The sequence below is a fragment of the Actinokineospora sp. NBRC 105648 genome (assembly GCF_030269645.1).
Taxonomy (GTDB): domain Bacteria; phylum Actinomycetota; class Actinomycetes; order Mycobacteriales; family Pseudonocardiaceae; genus Actinokineospora.
In genome coordinates this window covers 64,741-81,568 of record NZ_BSTR01000013.1, presented here as the reverse complement: position 1 = coordinate 81,568, position 16,828 = coordinate 64,741, and the positions used below count along the sequence as shown (strand labels likewise).

At 70.3% G+C, this 16,828-nt stretch carries 15 protein-coding genes; 7 read left to right on the top strand and 8 right to left on the bottom strand.

Annotated elements, in window-relative coordinates; all coding sequences use genetic code 11:
• Positions 1-118 precede the first annotated feature (118 nt).
• Positions 119-976, bottom strand: coding sequence for an NAD(P)-dependent oxidoreductase (locus QSK30_RS14630; RefSeq protein WP_285503234.1), 858 nt, complete (start codon positions 974-976; stop codon positions 119-121).
• A gap of 160 nt (positions 977-1,136) precedes the next feature.
• On the opposite strand from QSK30_RS14630, the gene QSK30_RS14625 reads away from it, so the two are divergent.
• Complete coding sequence (locus QSK30_RS14625; RefSeq protein WP_285503173.1) at positions 1,137-1,496, top strand: MerR family transcriptional regulator; 360 nt, start codon at positions 1,137-1,139, stop codon at positions 1,494-1,496.
• A 123-nt stretch (positions 1,497-1,619) separates the two neighbouring features.
• Here the strand turns inward: QSK30_RS14625 and QSK30_RS14620 are convergent, their stop codons facing one another.
• Together QSK30_RS14620 and QSK30_RS14615 are read right to left on the bottom strand one after the other, a co-directional pair.
• Complete coding sequence (locus tag QSK30_RS14620; RefSeq protein ID WP_285503172.1) at positions 1,620-2,288, bottom strand: HAD family hydrolase; 669 nt, start codon at positions 2,286-2,288, stop codon at positions 1,620-1,622.
• Positions 2,289-2,302: 14 nt separating this feature from the next.
• A complete protein-coding gene (locus QSK30_RS14615) occupies positions 2,303-3,445 on the bottom strand; it encodes an ROK family transcriptional regulator (protein WP_285503171.1) in 1,143 nt (380 codons plus the stop codon).
• Between the two features lie 68 nt (positions 3,446-3,513).
• Here QSK30_RS14615 and QSK30_RS14610 point away from each other — a divergent pair, with 68 nt between their 5' ends.
• The gene (locus QSK30_RS14610) at positions 3,514-4,674 is read left to right on the top strand and encodes an MFS transporter (RefSeq protein WP_285503170.1); all 1,161 of its coding nucleotides are present in this window, start codon (positions 3,514-3,516) and stop codon (positions 4,672-4,674) included.
• A 10-nt stretch (positions 4,675-4,684) separates the two neighbouring features.
• On the opposite strand, the gene QSK30_RS14605 is transcribed toward QSK30_RS14610, so the two are convergent.
• From QSK30_RS14605 to QSK30_RS14595, 3 genes are read right to left on the bottom strand one after another with little or no spacing between them, the layout of a single operon-like run.
• Positions 4,685-5,767, bottom strand: a complete 1,083-nt coding sequence (locus tag QSK30_RS14605) for an MFS transporter (protein ID WP_285503168.1) — start codon at positions 5,765-5,767, stop codon at positions 4,685-4,687.
• Between the two features lie 40 nt (positions 5,768-5,807).
• Positions 5,808-6,611, bottom strand: coding sequence for an ATP-binding protein (locus tag QSK30_RS14600; RefSeq protein WP_285503166.1), 804 nt, complete (start codon positions 6,609-6,611; stop codon positions 5,808-5,810).
• Positions 6,575-8,095, bottom strand: coding sequence for a GAF domain-containing SpoIIE family protein phosphatase (locus tag QSK30_RS14595; RefSeq protein ID WP_285503165.1), 1,521 nt, complete (start codon positions 8,093-8,095; stop codon positions 6,575-6,577). Before QSK30_RS14595 ends, QSK30_RS14600 begins: the two co-directional genes overlap by 37 nt.
• Positions 8,096-8,609: 514 nt before the next feature.
• Here QSK30_RS14595 and QSK30_RS14590 point away from each other — a divergent pair.
• Entirely contained in the window at positions 8,610-10,685 is a 2,076-nt protein-coding gene (locus QSK30_RS14590; RefSeq protein WP_285503163.1) for a M4 family metallopeptidase, read from the top strand.
• 777 nt (positions 10,686-11,462) lie between these two features.
• On the opposite strand, the gene QSK30_RS14585 is transcribed toward QSK30_RS14590, so the two are convergent.
• Together QSK30_RS14585 and QSK30_RS14580 are read right to left on the bottom strand one after the other, a co-directional pair.
• Entirely contained in the window at positions 11,463-12,599 is a 1,137-nt protein-coding gene (locus tag QSK30_RS14585; RefSeq protein WP_285503162.1) for an inorganic phosphate transporter, read from the bottom strand.
• Positions 12,600-12,659: 60 nt separating this feature from the next.
• Entirely contained in the window at positions 12,660-12,992 is a 333-nt protein-coding gene (locus QSK30_RS14580; RefSeq protein WP_285503161.1) for a hypothetical protein, read from the bottom strand.
• Between the two features lie 146 nt (positions 12,993-13,138).
• Between QSK30_RS14580 and QSK30_RS14575 the strand changes: the two genes are divergently transcribed.
• From QSK30_RS14575 to QSK30_RS14560, 4 genes are all read left to right on the top strand, one after another.
• Complete coding sequence (locus QSK30_RS14575; RefSeq protein ID WP_285503159.1) at positions 13,139-13,906, top strand: MoaF C-terminal domain-containing protein; 768 nt, start codon at positions 13,139-13,141, stop codon at positions 13,904-13,906.
• Between the two features lie 21 nt (positions 13,907-13,927).
• The gene (locus tag QSK30_RS14570; protein ID WP_502871839.1) at positions 13,928-14,308 is read left to right on the top strand and encodes a nuclear transport factor 2 family protein; all 381 of its coding nucleotides are present in this window, start codon (positions 13,928-13,930) and stop codon (positions 14,306-14,308) included.
• A 228-nt stretch (positions 14,309-14,536) separates the two neighbouring features.
• Entirely contained in the window at positions 14,537-15,730 is a 1,194-nt protein-coding gene (locus QSK30_RS14565; RefSeq protein WP_285503156.1) for an ABC transporter substrate-binding protein, read from the top strand.
• Positions 15,731-15,813: 83 nt separating this feature from the next.
• Positions 15,814-16,674 (top strand): branched-chain amino acid ABC transporter permease, encoded by an 861-nt coding sequence (locus QSK30_RS14560; protein WP_285503153.1) that lies wholly within the window; start codon positions 15,814-15,816, stop codon positions 16,672-16,674.
• Positions 16,675-16,828: the final 154 nt, after the last annotated feature.

Here is a 16,828-nt window from a genome sequence, read left to right as displayed (position 1 = left end):
GCCGCCTCGATGATATGACCACAATGGACACTACGACCGCATCCGTGCCCGACAAGTCCTCGAACGAGCGACGTCCGGTTCACCGATCGTGTTCACCCTGCGCCATAAGCGAAGTCGACTAGGCCGACCGTGGCGAGAGGACGTCCACGAGCCGCGAGAAGGCGTCCCCACCGTGACCGGTGTCGATCGCGCGGTCGGCCACGGCCAATGCCGCGTCGAGCACACCGGTGTCGATGCCGCGGGACCGGGCGGCGTGCGCGATGTGCCGCATGCCCGCCGCCGCGGAGTCGATGGCCGAGGTCGTGCCGGGGTGCGTGCCCGCGTCGACGTTGGCGGCGAAGTCGGCGATCACCCCCTGACCGGTCAGCAGCCCGACGATCCCCGCGGCGTAGGGCGCGAGGTCGGCCGCGGTGATCCCCTCGGCCCTGGCCAGGGCGAAGGCGTGCGTGAGACCGCTCATGGTCGTCCAGAACAGGTCCAGCAAGGCAACGTCGTGCGCGGCGGCCCGACCGGGGTCGGCGCCCAGGTGCGCGGCCGAACCGCCGATGCTCGCCAACACCGCCCGGCTCCGGGCGTAAACCTCGGCGGGACCGCTGTAGAGGACGAGGGCGGCCGGGCCGCCGATCGTGGTCGTCGGCGTCATGATCGAGCCGTCGAGGTAGTCGACGCGCCGATCAGCCGCCCAGGCCGCGGTGGTCCGGGCCCGGTCGGGCGAGTCGGAGGTGAGGTTCACCAGCACGCGCCCGGCGAGCTGGTCGGCGACCGGGTCGACGATGGCGTGCACGGCGTCGTAGTCGATCACGCACACGATCACGACCGGGCTGGCGGCGACCGCGCGGGCGACGGTGTCAGCACACACCGCGCCCTGCGCGACAAGGGTGTCCGCCCTGGCGGGAGTTCGGTTCCACACGGTGGTCGGGTGGCCCGCGCGCAGGAAGGCGCCCGCGAGCGCCTGCCCCATCGGGCCCAGACCCAGGATCGTGACGGGCTGCTCGGCTGTCAGCGGTTGGGTTGTCGGCAGCTGGATTGTCGGCGGTTGGGTTGTCGACGGCTGGGATGTTGGTGGCTGGGATGTCATACCGGCACGGTAGAAGTTGACACCGGCGTGAAGGTCAACGCACGGTGAGGGAGGCCACATGCGGATCGGCGAGCTGGCCCGGCGGACCGGGGTGAGCGAGCGGTCGCTGCGCTACTACGAGGAACAAGGGCTGCTGGCGCCCACCCGGTCGGCGAGCGGCTACCGGCAGTTCACCGACGAGCACGTCACCACGGTGCGCGGCATCCGCAGCCTGCTGGCGGCCGGGCTGTCCACGGCGATCATCGGCGAGCTGCTGCCGTGCATGGTCGACACCGGTGCCGGACTGGCCCCGGGCTGCCCGGAACTGGTGCCCGAGCTAGAGCGCGAACGCGACCGGATCACCGCCGCGATCGACGAGCTAGTCACCGCGCGCGCCCTGCTGGAGCAGGTGATCGCGAACACGCCTGCGGCGGTCTGACAGTCCACAATGGATTTAGCAGAGGGTGCTCGCAGGTGGGACGGGCGACGTAGTTGCCTCGGTAGAGAGCGGGATGGGCTTGTCAGCGTCCCGGTGGCGAGGCGGGGGCACGAAGCGGGGACTTCACCGGAGACTCAGCGGAGGATCGACGCCTTCGAGCAGACCAGCGCCGGTCAGTCGCAGTTCGGTGAAGTCGGCGATCACGTGGTGCGCGCCCTCGGCCGCCAAGTCCGCACCGCCGATGCCGACGCACCGGGAGCCCGCCGCCAACGCAGAGCGGACACCGCTGGCCGAGTCCTCGAACACCAGGGCGTCAGTCGGGTCGACAGCCAGTGCCGCGCACGCCAGCAGGTAGGGCTCGGGGTGCGGTTTCCCGTGCACTACGTCTTCGCGCGTGACCACCGTCGCGAACGGGGTCGGCAGGTCCAACAGGGACAGCACGTTGCGCACTTTCGCTCGCCAACTACCGGTTACCAATCCGACCACCGTGCCGCGCGCGGTGAGAGCCGCTAAGAGGTCCCGCACGCCCGGAATCAACTGGTAGTGCGCGTTCTCCTCAAGCTCGTCTACCGCAGACCAGATCTCGGCGTGCGCGTCGGGGTGCTCTGGAAACAGCGCGGCTACGGTATAGCTCCCGACTCGGCCGTGCACGTGCTCCTCGATCGCGGCCGGGGTGAGCACCCGGCCGGTGTAGCGGGTGAACACCTCACCCCAGGCGGCCTCGATCACCGCTCGCGAGTCGACGACGACTCCGTCCATGTCGAACAGCACAGCCTTGACCGGCTCGGCCACCGGAAGCTCCTCTCTCACAGCGCGAAGTCCTGCGGCTGGGCCAGGAAGCCCTCGAACGCCAACTCGGCCGCGCCGACGAGCACCGGGTCGGCGACGGTGCCGACCACGATCTCGGTGCCGTCGGCGCGGGCGACGATCGAGCGGTTCAGCCGGGCGCGCACCTCGGCCGCGCCGAGCCGGTAGAGCTCGCCCAGCACGCCGGACAGCACCACTCGTTCCGGCGCCAGCAGGTTGACCATGCTGGCCAAACCGACGCCGAGGCGGTCGGCGGCGGTCAACGCGACCCGCGCCTCCGCGGAGCCGGTGGACCACGCGCGGTCGAGGACCGAGCGCAAGGCGGTCTGGTCGTCGACGTCCGCCGCGCCGAGGGCGCGCAGGATGGACTGGCCGTCGGAGTACATCTCCAGGCAGCCGAGCTGGCCGCACGTGCACGGGAGCCCGTCGAGGTCGATCGAGACGTGCCCCGCCTCCAAGACGTGTCCGCCGGGCGGGAAGACACCGTCGCCTAAGAGGGCGCCCCCGATACCAGTGTGTGCGCAGCTGAGCACCAGCACCGTCCCCGCGTGTCGGCCCGCGCCGCGGCGGTACTCGGCGAGGGCGGTCAGTCCGGAGTCGTTCTCCAAGAGGACTGGCATCGGGAGGTGTTCTGCCAGCAACTCTTGCGCAGGAACGTGATCCCAGTTGAAATGCACTGCGTTGCGTGCGACGCCCCCTGCGCGGGTCATACCCGCCAGCCCTACCGCTACCCCCACGCACGGTCTACCGGCCCGCCGTGCGGCCGCCGCGATCCGGCCAGCGACGACGCGCAACACCTTGGCGGGTGCGTCTTCACCGCTCAGCGGGTACGCGCGCTTGGGTCCAGGCGACGCACCGAGACCGACCACGGCGACGTCCACCCGTCGCGGTAGGAGGTGCGCGGCGACCACGACCGGCCCGCGCTCGTCGGGGCCGAGCAGTGGCGACGGTCTGCCGCGGCCGACCGGGGCGGTGTGCTCGGCGCTGAGCACGCCAAGGTCGGTGAGCCACCGAGCGGCGTCACCGATCGCAGTCCTGGTCAGGCCGAGGCGGGTGGTCGCTTCCGCGCGGCTCATCGGCCCCTCTTCGTGCAAGAGGCGCAGCAGCCTGCTCACAGCGGTAGGACGAACGGGCCTTTCCACCGACGACTCCTTCACCTAGCGTGGGCGTCGACGGATTTTATCAAGTTCTGGGACAAAAGGTGGCGACGGTGGGCCAGAGACCGGGGGCGTTCCCGACGGCGGCGGCGTTCGTGCTGTTCGTGGCGCTCGGCGCGGCCAACGCCACGCTCGGTGTCGCCATGATCTCGCTGCGCGAGCGCCACCACCTCGACCTCACCGACGGCGCGTCGATGGTCACCGCGTTCTACCTGGGCTCGCTCGCCGCGATCGTGGGCTGCGGGCTCGCCGAACGCGTCCTCGCGCCGCGCCCGGCGATGACCGGGATGATCGGCGCCTTCGCGGTCGGCGTGGCCGGCATCGCGCTGGCCCCGGCGTGGGCGCTGGTGCTGGTCGCCGCCGTGGTGGCCGGGCTCGGCTTCGGCGGTCTGGCGCTGCACCTGAACACCTCGTTCGCGCACGGCTTCGGCCGCTACCGGGTGCTGATGGTCAACCTGCTGAACGCGGCCTTCGGGGTCGGCGCGGTCGCCGGTCCGCTGCTGGTCGGCCTGGGCGTCGACGTCCGGGGCGTGCTGGTGGGTGTCGGGGTCGTGTCCGTGTTGTGCGTCGCGGCCGCCCGCTGCCCGGTGCCGCGCGGCGACACGGCCGAGGTGTCGGCACCGGCGTTCCCGGTGGTGCTGCTCACGCTGCCGTTCGCGCTGGTCGGCTTCCTCTACGGGGTCCTGGAGACGTCCGCGGGCACCTGGGAGGCCACCTACCTGATCTGGACCGGGACCCCGGCGGTCGACGCGGCGCGGATGACCGCGCTGTTCTGGCTCGGGCTCACGGCGGGGCGCGTCGTCATCTCGGTCGCGCTGTTCTGGGCACCGCCGGCGATGATCATCTGCTGCGGGTTCGGGGTGGCCGCGGTCGGGCTCGGCCTGGCGACCGGGCCCGACCTGGCGGTGCTGGGCTTCGCGGTGGCCGGGTTCGGCATCGGGCCGGTGATCCCGACCCTGTTCGCCTGGCTGGCCCAGGCGACCACGCGCGGCAGGTTGGCGAACTCGGTGCTGATGACCTGCTCCTCGGTGGCCAACGCGGTCGCCCCGGTCCTGATCGGGTTCACCGCGGACCAGGAGTACCCGGCCGGGATCCCCCTCACCCTGGCCGTCTTCGCCGTCCTCGGGGTGCTGGCGGCGCTGTGGACCGCCTACGCGCGTGGCAAGAAGGAGACCAACGCGCCTGCCAGCACCGTGGCGGCGGCCGCCAGGTAGGCGGTGGTCGTCATCGAGAGGGCTTGGGCGAGGGCCGGACCCGCCACCGCACCCGCGAGGGTCGCCGCGGCTTCGGCGGTGAAGAAGGCGGCCGAGGCTCGACCGAGCAGCTCGTCGGGGGCGGTGCGCTGAGGGTCGTCTGGATCGAGGCGAGCGCGAGCGAGCCCGCTGCCCCGACGAGGACGGCGGCGACCAGGGCGAGCGGGAGCGCGGTGGCGCTGAACAGGAGGGCGAACCCCATGCCGGTGAGGGCAAGGGCGGCCGCGAGCAGTCGTGTCGTCGACACGGGGAGGCGGATCAGCGGGGCGCCGATAAGAAGCCTGACACCGAGCGCGGACATCAAGACGCCAGTTTGGACAGTTCCGCCAAGAACCTGGACCCCGAAGGGGACGAGGAGCGCGGTAAGAGAAGCGTTGGCGCATAAGAAGAGTGTGTTGACAGCTAAGAGCGCGGCAGCGGTCCGGTTCGCGCGGAGGAAGACCAGACCGGACCTGATGTCGACCCTGTGCTCGCGAGCGGGCGCGGAGACGCGGGCGGTGGCGGCGATCGCGGCGGCGGACAGCAGATAGGTGCTGATGTCGATCCAGACGAGCGCCGAGAAGCCGGTGACAGCCAGGAGCGCGCCACCTAGCGGTGCGCCGATGAGCCGGACAGCGCCATCGGTGATCGCGTTAAGAGCGTTGGCACTCGTTAAGAGCGGACCGGTTCCCACTACCGCTGGCGTGTGCGCTTGGGCGGCGGGTCGGAAGAAGACCGTGCCAGTGCTTTCCACTGCCAGCGCCAGGTAGGCGAGCCAGACGTCCTGAGGCTCTTGCACGAAGAGGAGCAAGACCACCGCAACCGCGCGCGCGAGGTCGGCAACGATCATCAAGCGTCGCCGGTCGTGCCGGTCCGCGTACACGCCTGCGAGCGGACCTAGGAGGAGCGGCGGTAGGAACTCGGCAGCAAGAGTGAGACCGGTGGCTGTCAGCGAGCCGGTGAGTAAGAGGACGTGCGCGGGAACCGCGACGACGAGCAGCCACGAACCAAGCAGACTGACCAGGCGAGCCGACCAGAGCAACCGGAAGTCGCGCAGCCGCAACGCGTTGAGCACCGGCCGAGACTATCGATCCGACCCGCGAGGTGCCCGCGGTTTACTTGGGAACGCGGACTACCTGAAATCCCTCGGTAGCGCTATCCAAGCCCGACAACGACAAGATGCGTGCGGGAGCGCTACCTGCCCTGGTGATCACCGTCAGTGGGCGGCCCTCCGCGAGCTCCAACAGCAACGCGATACCCGCGCTGCTGAGGTAGCGGACCTCGGTGATGTCGACCGCGATCGGGCCCCGCTCGTCGCTCAGCCGCTTGCGTTGCGCGGTCGCGCCTGCCAGGTCGAGGTCCTCGGTGAGGTGGACGACGCGGATCTCCCCCGCAGGGAGCGTCGTCGGCGGTGTGGGGAGTGCACGGGTCTCGCGGGTCAGGTGGAAGTGCACCGTCGTGCCCGCGTCGGACTGGAGGTAGTCCACCGAGTGCGACAGCGCGCGGATGATGTCGACGCCGCGGCCCCGGTGGGTGTTGTCCTCGGGCTCTGGACGCCACCGGCCGCGGTCGCGGACCCGCACGTCCACGCCGCCGTCGCCAGTGCGGGCGATCTCGACGTCGAAGTCGCCGCCGCCCGCGTAGGCGTGCTCGACGGCGTTCGCGGCGGCCTCGCCCAACGTCAGCTGCAGGTCGCCCAGCAGGTCGTCGGGCAGGCAGGCGGTGGCCGCCCACTGCTCCACCGCCTCGCGCAACGCGGCCAGCTCGGCCGCGACGGCGGGGATGTTCCGCCTGGTCAGCGGGGGTGGGATGAAGCGGGCGACGACGAGGGCGACGTCGTCGTCCTGGCCGTCGGCGAGCAGTTCGCCGGTGATCCGGGCGGTCAGCGCGTCCGGGTCCAGGTCGGCGCCCGCGCCCACCAGGGCGGCCGCCGGTCCAGGCCGGTGTCGATCACCTGGCCCGGGTGCTCGACGAGGCCGTCGGTGTAGAGCACCACGGACGTGCCGGGGACCAGGGTCTCGGCGTGGTCGGCGTAGGCCGCCCGGCCCGGGACGCCGAGCACCGTGCCGACCGCGCCCGTCAGGTAGCGCTGGCCGCCCGCCTCAGCGAGCAGCGGTGGCGGATGACCCGCCAGCGCCCAGCGCAGCTCACCGGTCGACCAGTCGAAGGTCAGGCACGCGCAGGTGCTGCCGACCGCGCCCGGCGTGCGCAGCGCGAACCCGTCGAGGCGTTCCAGCGCCGCGGCGGGCGCGTGGCCGTCGAGCAGGTAGCCGGCCAGGGCACTGCGGAGCTGCCCCATCACCGCCGCCGCCGTCGGGCCCTTGCCGACGACGTCGCCCACCGACAGGGCCACCACGGTGTCGGTGAGCGGCAGGACCTCGTACCAGTCCCCACCCGCCTGGGTGTGGCGGGCGGCGGGCAGGTAGCGCGCGGCGGTGGCCAGCCGGGCCAACCGGGGCAACTCGCGGGGCAGCAGGCTGCGCTGCAGGGTCTCGGCGATCTCGTGCTCGCGGGCCAGCAGCCGCTCGCGCTCGGCCTCGGCCCGCACGCGGGCGGTGACGTCGCGCCCGATCGCCTGCAGACCACCGCCGGGGACGGCCTGCATGCTCAGCTCCAGCGCGATGACCTGGTCATCCGCGCGGCGCACGTCCCACACCTCGGTGACCACCTCGCCCGCGGACAGCCGGTCGACCAGGTCGGCGAGCTTGTCCTGGTCGGCGGCCCCGATGAACTCCTCGACGGTCCGGCCGAGCAGGTCCTCCCGGCGGTAGCCGAACAGCTCGCACGCGGCGGGGTTGACCTCGACGTAGCGGCGTTCGGCGTCGGCGATCCAGATGCCGTCCTTGGCGCGCTCGAACAGCAGCCGGTAGCGCTCCTCGCTCTCCCGCAGCGCGCGGATCGCGTGCGCGCGCTCCAGCGACTCCCAGCAGCGCCCGACCACCACGTCGACCAGGTCGACCTCGGCGGGCGTCCAGTCCCGCGCGGTCGTCTGGTGCACCGCCATGGCCGCGACGAACCGGCCCGCCTTGTGCAGCGGCACGCAGATGACCGCCCGGATCCCGGTGATCCGGTAGGCCTCGCGGTCGCCCAGCCGCTCGTCGGTGTGGCTGTCGACCACGACCCAGGGCCGCCCCGCGCGCATCGCGGCCAGGCACCCGGGCCCGAACCGGGACATGGCGAACCGGCCGGAGAGCGGCGGCAGCCCGGTGGCGTGGCCGCCGCTCATCACGAAGTGGTCCTGGTCGGTCTCGGTCCGGGCGTAGGCGCACCGGTCGGCCCCGATGTGCCCGCCGAGCAGCCGCGCGGCGACGGCCATGATCTCCTCGGCGTCCTCGAGCGGCTGTAGCGCGCGTTCGAACGCGGCCAGGAACCGCTCCCGACCCGCCACCCCGCCAGCGCCCATGGCGGGAGAGCCTTCCCGCTGCGTGCGGCAGGCACAAGCCGACGCGCGACCGCCGCGACCGCGGCCGCGGGCGGAACAATTCTTGGCACCACCGTTACAAAGGCGAAACGCGATAGGGGTCTTTCGGAAGAATCGGACCATAAGACACCTACGCACAGTGGGTCTATGCGGCCGTTCGACCCCCGACACCCGGGCACCCCCGCCCGCTCTGCGGCGGGTTGCCCGAATTGGCTGATTAACACTTGGCTATGTGTGAATATCTCGACGGCCACGACGTCTACCGGTCCGACCTGCGCGGAGTTAACGTCTGAACGTCCGGCCATGCCCCGAAAAGCGGCGGAAGAGGGCGAGGAAAGGCACGACTCGAAAGCCGCGATTCGAATAGCACGAATCGGACATTTGTTAGCAGAGTGTTCCCATCACTCGTTCCCCCTGCATTTTCCGCGTTTCGCCGTGCCCGGCCGCCACGAGCGGCCCGGGACCGCGTGGAGTCGCGGGAAAGGAGCCATGTTCCATGAAGTCCACACATCGCTTGCTCGCCGTGGGTGGCGCGGTGGTGACGGGTCTGGTGGTGATCGGCACCGCGGTCGCGGCCCCGAACGCCACGCAGGCCCCCACCGCGTCCGCGGCACAGGCCCAGGGCAACGCGGTCCAGGCCGCGACCGCGCTGGTCAACAGCCGCCCGGCCGCCCTGCACGCCTCCGCTGACGACGCGTTCGTCCAGCGCAACGTGTACTCGTACGCGGGTTCGCAGTACGTCTCCTACGACCGCACCTACAAGGGCCTGCCGGTCATCGGCGGCGACTTCGTGGTGGCCACCAACGCCGCGGGCGCGGTGCAGTACACCTCGGTCGCCCAGGACCAGGCGATCCAGGGCGTCGGCACCACCGCCAAGATCACCCAGGCGCAGGCCGAGGGCACCGCCAAGGGCAAGCTGAAGGCCGTCACCGAGGTCGAGGGCAGCAGGCTCGTCGTGGTCTCGCTCGGCACCCCGACCCTGGCGTGGGAGACCACTGTCAAGGGCACCTCCACCGACGGGGAGTACAGCCGGCTGAGCGTCTACACCGACGCCACCAGCGGCAAGGTCGTCCGGACCCAGGAGCACGTCGCGCACGGCAGCGGCAACTCCGCCTACAACGGCCCGGTCACCATCGACACCACGCACTCGGGCAGCACGTACACCCTGCGGGACCCGAACACCACCAACCTGTCCTGCCAGGACCTGAGCACCGGCACGGTGTTCTCCAAGTCCTCGGACAGCTGGGGCAACGGCTCGGCGACGAGCAAGGAGACCGGCTGCGTCGACGCGCTGTTCGCCGCGCAGACCGAGAAGAAGATGCTCTCCCAGTGGCTGGGCCGCAACGGCATGGACGGCAACGGCGGCGCGTGGCCGATCAAGGTCGGCCTGGACGACCTGAACGCCTTCTACGACGGCTCGCAGGTCCAGATCGGTCACAACCAGTCCAACGGCTGGATCAGCTCGATGGACGTCGTGGGCCACGAGATGGGCCACGGCATCGATGACCACACCCCCGGTGGCATCTCCAACGGCGGCACCCAGGAGTTCGTCGCCGACACCTTCGGCGCGGCCACCGAGGCCTTCGCCAACGAGGCCTCGCAGTACGACCCGCCGGACTACCTGGTCGGCGAGGAGATCAACCTGGTCGGCAACGGCCCGATCCGCAACATGTACAACCCGTCGCTGGTGAACAACAACGCCAACTGCTACTCCAGCAGCGTCCCCGGCGGCGAGGTGCACGCGGCCGCGGGCCCGGGCAACCACTGGTTCTACCTGCTGGCCGAGGGCAACGCCCCGGCGGGCAAGCCGGCCAGCCCGACCTGCAACAACAGCAGCCTGACCGGCCTCGGCATCCAGAGCGCCATCAAGATCATGTACAACGCCATGCTGCTGAAGACCTCCTCGAGCTCCTACCTGAAGTACCGGACCTGGACGCTGCAGGCGGCCAAGACCCTGTACCCGGGCAGCTGCGTCGAGTTCAACAAGGTCAAGGCGGCCTGGGACGCGGTCTCGGTCCCGGCCCAGTCGGCCGACCCGACCTGCACCGGCGGCACGACGACGACCCCGCCGTCGAGCACCACCACCACCCCGCCGACCACCACCACCGCTCCCCCCGGCGGCTGCTCGGGCCAGAAGATCCTCAACCCGGGCTTCGAGTCCGGCGCGGCCTCCTGGACCCAGACCTCCGGCGTGATCGGCCAGTTCGGCACCCAGGAGCCCGCCCACGGCGGCACCTACGACGCGTGGCTCAACGGCTACGGCTCGACCCACACGGACTCGGTCGCCCAGTCGGTGACCATCCCGGCGGGCTGCCGCGCCACGCTGACCTACTACCTGCACATCGACACCGCCGAGACCGGCAGCACCGTCTACGACAAGCTGACCGTGACCGCAGGCTCGACCACGCTGGCCAGCTACTCCAACGTCAACAAGGCCGCCGGCTACGTGCAGAAGTCGGTCGACGTGTCCAGCCTGGCAGGCTCCACCTTCACCCTGAAGTTCAACGGCACCGAGGACGCCTCACTGCAGACCTCCTTCGTGCTCGACGACCTGGCCCTCACCCTGGGCTGAGTCATCAGCTAGGCAGCTAGTCGCAGACCCGTGAGGGCGGGCACCCGGCAGGGGTGCCCGCCCTCACGCTTTTCATTTTCCAAGTTCCCAATTTCCCACTCCACCCCGCCTAATCCGCCGCACCCAACTCTCGCTGCAACTTCGCCCTCGCCCTTGTCCTTGCCCTCGCCCTTGTCCTTGCCCTCGCCCTCGCCCTCGCCCTCGCCCTCGCCCTAAATCTTTAGTCTCGAAATCTCTAAATGCCGAGCCCGCTGGTACGCAACACCCGTTACGTTTGTGCTCGATTGGGTGGACTGCCTTCGTGTGGGGGGAGAGCACCGCTAAACTTGCCGTGTGTGGGGATGCCCTTCACCCCACGCTTTTTCCCCACCGCGGTGCTCTAGGGGCCCTACGCGAAGGCAGTCCAGCCAATCGAGCCCCGCTCTTACTCGGGCAGCCCACACGGTGTGCCGCACACCGACCTACGGTCGACCGTCCACGGTGGCTCATCGCTTGGGCTGCCCGAGGAAAAGACGGGGGCTCGATCTAGTGAACTCGCTTCGCGCGGGGCCCCTAGAGCACGGCGGTGGAGAGAAAAGGGCAGGGTAAGGGCATCCCCACCCATGGCAAGTTTAGCGGCACTCTCCCTCCACACGAAGCAAGTCCACTAGATCGAGCATCCGTAACGGGACTTGCTTACCAGCAGGGTCGGCCTATCCGCTGCGGTTTGGTGGCGGGAGGGGGCGGCCGCCTTGCCGCTGTGACTGGACAGGGGGTCGAGAAAAGGAAAGAAATGGGCTAGAGCGATTCCGCTACTGCCGGTCGGCGTTCCGGTTCCACGTCTCCCGCTCCCGGTGCCCGGCGCAGTGCGATCACCACGAACACAGCCAAGGCCGCCACCAACAAGCTGCACAACGTCGCCGCAACCGCGTGGTTGGGCAGTGTCGCCAGTGCGTAGGTTCCCGCCGAGACCACTGCGGCGAACGGGATCGTCACGAGCCAAGCCAGTGCGACTCGGCGGAAGATCGACCAATCGACTGATGCGCCCTTGTTCACCGTGCCTACGCCGGTGATGGCACCCGCCACTGTGTGTGTTGTGGACACCGGTGCCCCCAGAGCTGTCGAGCCGAACAGGGCGATGGCTGCTCCGGTCTCGGCCGCGAAGCCGCTCACCGGGCGTAGTGGGGTGATGTCGTTGCCCATGGTCTTCACGATTCGCCAACCGCCGGAGAGGGTGCCCAGGGCGATGGCGCTCGCGGCTGCCAGGCCGACCCACAGGGGGATGGGCAGGTGTCCGTCCTGGGCCTGTAGGTGGCCGGTGCTGACCAGCAGTGCCGCGATGACGCCCATGGTCTTCTGCGCGTCGTTGCCGCCGTGTCCTACCGAGACCGCCGCCGAGGAGACCAGCTGCGCCCAGCGGAAGCCGCGTTCGCTCTTCTCGACGTCGGCGCGGGCCAGCAGGGCGCGCAGGCCGAGCATGATGAGACCGCCGAGCAGCATGCCCGCTACCGGGCTGACCAGGATGAACACCGCCGTCTTGATCACGCTGGCGCCTTTGAGCGCGGCGAAGCCGCCGACCGCCAGGCCCGCACCTACCAGCCCGCCGACCAGGGAGTGCGAGGACGAGGTGGGCAGGCCCAGGTGCCAGGACACGTAGTTCCAGCTGATCGCGCCGAACAGGGCGGCGAAGACCAGGGTCGGGCTGAAGAACTCCGGTTTGACCGTCTGCCCGACGGTGTCCGCCACCGCCGTGGCGACCAGCAGGAACGCGATGAAGTTGAACCCGGCCGCCCAGGCCACCGCCCACCTGGGGCGCAGCACGCCGGTGGCGACCACCGTGGCGATCGAGTTCGCCGAGTCGTGGAAGCCGTTGGTGTAGTCGAACAGCAGGGCCAGGCCGATGAGCCCGACCAGCACCAGCATCGCCGTGTCCATGCCGGGGTATTACCCGATCGGGTGACACCCGGGTGAACCCCTCACCTGAACTGGGTGAACTCAGCCAGCGAACGGTCCGGCCCAGGCGAGTGCCGCCAGGCCGGGGGCGAGCAGCAGGGTGATGGTCACCGGCCAGTACCAGCTGCCGCGCTCGGCCACGGCGTGTCGCAGGATCGCGTTCACCGCCGCGAAGATGGCCACCGCCGCCAGCACGCCACCGACGGCGAGCGCCGCGGTGAAGTCACCCTCCAGCGGGTCCCCGATACCGGTGAACCGCTCCCTGATGTAGTCGCGCGCGGCCGAGTAGTAGATCAGCACCGGGTAGCTGGCGAAGACTCCCAGCACGACGTTGGCCAGCACCGGCACTGTGTAGCCGACCCAGGGTCGCCGCACGGCGGTTCTCCCTCCGCTGAGCACGGGGGACCATCGTATCCAGTTGATCAAGGCCAGTTGACCTGGAGCGACCAGATCTTGCCCCCCAGCGCTCAGGCGGACCCGCGCGGCTGGCCCGGCGGGCGCCGGGCTCCCACGATGGGCGCATGTCGACCGCACCCGAGGACGAGTGGCGCACCTACGACGAGTTCGCCGCGGGGATCGCCACCTACCGCCTGCCCAACGCCGATCTCACCGGGCGTGAGCTCACCGTCACCCTCGATGACGGCAGCACGCTCGACCTGCGCTTCGACGACGCGGAGAAGCTCACCTGCAACGGTGTGCAGGACCCCTACGACGCGGTCGCCGTGCGCGAGGACGTCTACTTCGTGAACCTGCCCAAGACCAGCGTCGAGGGCGAGTCGCTGACGGTGGTGTTCTCCACGACCACCCACCGCGCGCTCGCCGTGCGGTCGGTGCTGGGTGCCGAGGACGTCGAGGGCGTCCCCCGCGTGTCGCAGACCTTCTGGGCGGGCACCACCGACGGCGGCGAGCCGACCGGTGAGGTCCCCGGCCCGTCGCGCGACCTGATCGGTCGGCGCAACCTCTACCGCTACAGCCCCGAACACCTCTACGAGCACGTCTACGTCTCCTCGCAGCGCTACGCCTGGCAGTGCCTCGAGGGCATCCAGCGCGGGCACGGGGACATGGACCTCTCGACCGTGTGGAAGTTCGCCGACGGGCTGTACCTGTTCTGCTTCCGCGAGTTCCGCATCGCGGTGGCCAGCGTGTGGCTGCACGACCTCGGGCTCGCGCTGCGCACGACCGGGGTGTTCCTCGGGATCACCGGCGACGGGAGCACGGAGCACTCCACCGCCGGTGGGCACGTCTACCCGCTGGGCTCGGTGACCTACCCCGACGCCCAGCCCGTCTAGAAGGAGACCGGATTGTCTACAGTGGACGTCGTCAGCGCGCACTACGCGGCCAGCGACCGCGGTGACCTCGACGGCATGCTCGCCCCCATCACCGCCTCGACCACCTGGACCGAGGCCGCCGGGTTCCCCTACGCGGGCACCTACACCGGCCCGGACGCGGTGCGCGCCAACGTGTTCGAGGCGATCGGCCGGGACTGGGACGGCTACACCTTCACCCTCGCCGAGCTCGTCGACGGCGGTGCCACGGTGGTCGGCCTGGGCAGCTACGCGGCCACCCACAAGGAGTCCGGCCGCTCGTTCACCGCGCGGGTGGCGCACGTGTGGAAGTTCGACGGCGAGACCGTCACCAGCTTCGAGCAGATCGTGGACTCCGCACCGGTGGTCGCCGCCACCGCTGGATAGACCTTCTCCGCGAAGGAAAGCCGTTCCCCGGGCCCACCCGTGCCCGGGGGACGGCTTTCGGCGTCGCGGGGGTGATCCAGGTCGCACCCCGTGCCGGGCGAGACAACTTGCGTGCCCGCAAAGCCAAGGCCCGGCGCGCTCGGCGCTCGTAGGGTCCCATCCACCTCGAAGATCCCCGTGTACTGCGAGCGAAAGCGACCGCAGCCGAGAAACAGGACAGGGACCGCTATGAGAAAGATCATGCGCCGCGTGGCCGTGGCCGCCGCGGTCACGCTCGTCGCAGCCGGGTGTGCCAACAACAGCAGCAGCGGCGGCAGCGGCGGGTCCAGCGGCCCGATCGTGGTCGGCTCGGTCAACGCGCTCAGCGGTGCGGCGACCTTCCCCGAGGCCTCGGCCGCGGCCAAGGCCGTCTTCGACGCCGCCAACGCCGCCGGTGGCGTCAACGGCCGCCAGATCTCCTACAAGGCGCTCGACGACAAGGGCGACCCGGCCGCCGCCGCGGCCGCCGCGCGCGAGGTCGTCGGCGCGGACAACGCGGTCGCGCTGGTCGGCTCGTCGAGCCTGATCGAGTGCGAGATCAACAACAAGTACTACGCGCAGCAGAAGATCCTGTCCATCTCCGGCATCGGCGTGGACCCGGCGTGCTTCAGCAGCCCCAACATCGCCCCGGCGAACGTCGGCCCGTACCACGACATGACGCTGACGCTGCTCTACGGCTCCGAGGTGCTCAAGCTCGACAACATCTGCGCGCTGCTGGAGATCGCGGGCAACACGCTGCCCTCGTACCAGGCCGCGATCGACGAGTGGACCGCCATCACCGGCAAGAAGCTCACGTACATGGACGCCACGGTCCCCTACGGCGGATCGGACTACACCTCCTACATCGTCAAGGCGCGCTCGGCGGGCTGCAAGGCCATCACGGTGAACCCGGTCGAGCCGGACTCCATCGGCCAGCTCAAGGCCGCCGCGGCGCAGGGCTGGAACGACGTCACCTGGCTGCTGCTGACCAGCGTCTACAGCGAGAACTACGCCAAGGCGATCGCCAACGCCGGCGCTGGCGTCTACGTGCCCGCCGAGTTCTACCCGTTCACCGACGCCGCCAGCACCCAGACCAAGGAGTGGCGGGAGCTGATGACCAAGAACAACATCCCGCTGACCTCGTTCAGCCAGGGCGGCTACCTGGCGGCGAAGTACTTCCTGCAGGTGATCAAGGGCATCTCCGGTGACATCAACCGGGAGTCGGTGACCAAGGCGCTGCAGGAGATGTCGCCGATCAGCGACCCGATGGTCGGCACCCCGTACGTGTTCGGCAAGGGCCAGACCCACCACGACAACACCGCTGGCTGGCCGATCAAGCTCGCCACCGGCACCAACAAGTGGGAGCTGGCCGCGGACGACTGGCTGCGGATCCCCAAGAAGTAACGGGAACCCACCACGACCGGTCGGGGCCGCGGGCGAGACTACCGCGGCCCCGACCGCTCCAGGAGTAGTAGGGAACACAGCACATGCTGCAAGGAGCACTGGCGGGGCTCGCCGCGGGCGGGCTGTTCGCGGTACTGGCCGTCTGCCTGACCCTGATGTCCAGACTCGTGCGGGTGGTGAACTTCAGCCAGTCCGCGACCGGGATGTTCGGCTGCTACGTGGCGGTCTGGCTGTCCATCTACTTCGGACTGCCCACCTGGGCGGCGACGCTGGTCGGGATCGCGCTGGGCGGCCTGCTGAGCGCGCTGCTCGGCTGGATCGTCGCCACCTGGCTGGCCGAGGCCGACATCGGCACCCGCTCGGCGGTCACCGTCGCGGTGCTCCTGCTGCTCATCTCGCTCTCGTTCATCCTGTTCGGCAACAAGCCGCAGCCCTTCCACCCGATCCTCGACGGCCCGGCGTTCTCGGTGAACGGCGTGGTGGTCAGCCAGGTGACGGTGGTGACCGTGGCGCTCTCGGTGCTGATCGCGCTGGGCTGCCGCGCGGTGCTGGTGAAGAGCTCGTTCGGCCTGGAGCTGCGGGCGCTGTCCGAGCGGCCGACCACCGCGGAGCTGATGGGCATCCCGGCCAAGAAGCTCAGCGTCGCGGTCTGGGGGGTGACCGGGCTGCTGAGCACCCTGGTCATCTCGATCGTGGCGCCGTCGCAGTCCAACGACGCCACCTCGCTGGCCATGCTGGTGGTCCCGGCCTCGGCCGCCGCCCTGCTGGGCGGTTTCCGCAGGCTCGACCTGGCGGTCGCGGGCGGGCTGGTGCTGGGCATGGCCCAGGGCGCGGTGGCGCAGGTGGACAGCCTGTCGGTGGCGCGGTACTTCCTGCCGTTCCTGGTGATCGTCGGCCTGCTCCTGTGGTCGCAGCGCAAGGAGGTCTGGGATGTCGCGCGCTGAACACGGGCCGCGCGCGGCCCACGAGCCGGTGTCCAGGGGCACCGGGCGGGTACGGGTGTCCAGCGCGGAGGCAGGGCCCGCGCTGGGCACCCTGGCCGCGGTCGGGCGCGCCGCCCCCGCTCTGAAGTCCACACAGGACTGCGCCGCTCCCGAT

Bases quoted from the DNA above. Each gene is read 5' to 3' on its own strand.
- QSK30_RS14625 (WP_285503173.1), top strand. From the start codon at position 1,137: ATGCGGATCGGCGAGCTGGCCCGGCGGACCGGGGTGAGCGAGCGGTCG.
- QSK30_RS14595 (WP_285503165.1), bottom strand. From the start codon at position 8,095: ATGGGCGCTGGCGGGGTGGCGGGTCGGGAGCGGTTCCTGGCCGCGTTC.
- QSK30_RS14590 (WP_285503163.1), top strand. From the start codon at position 8,610: ATGAAGTCCACACATCGCTTGCTCGCCGTGGGTGGCGCGGTGGTGACG.
- QSK30_RS14585 (WP_285503162.1), bottom strand. From the start codon at position 12,599: ATGGACACGGCGATGCTGGTGCTGGTCGGGCTCATCGGCCTGGCCCTG.
- QSK30_RS14575 (WP_285503159.1), top strand. From the start codon at position 13,139: ATGTCGACCGCACCCGAGGACGAGTGGCGCACCTACGACGAGTTCGCC.
- QSK30_RS14565 (WP_285503156.1), top strand. From the start codon at position 14,537: ATGAGAAAGATCATGCGCCGCGTGGCCGTGGCCGCCGCGGTCACGCTC.
- QSK30_RS14560 (WP_285503153.1), top strand. From the start codon at position 15,814: ATGCTGCAAGGAGCACTGGCGGGGCTCGCCGCGGGCGGGCTGTTCGCG.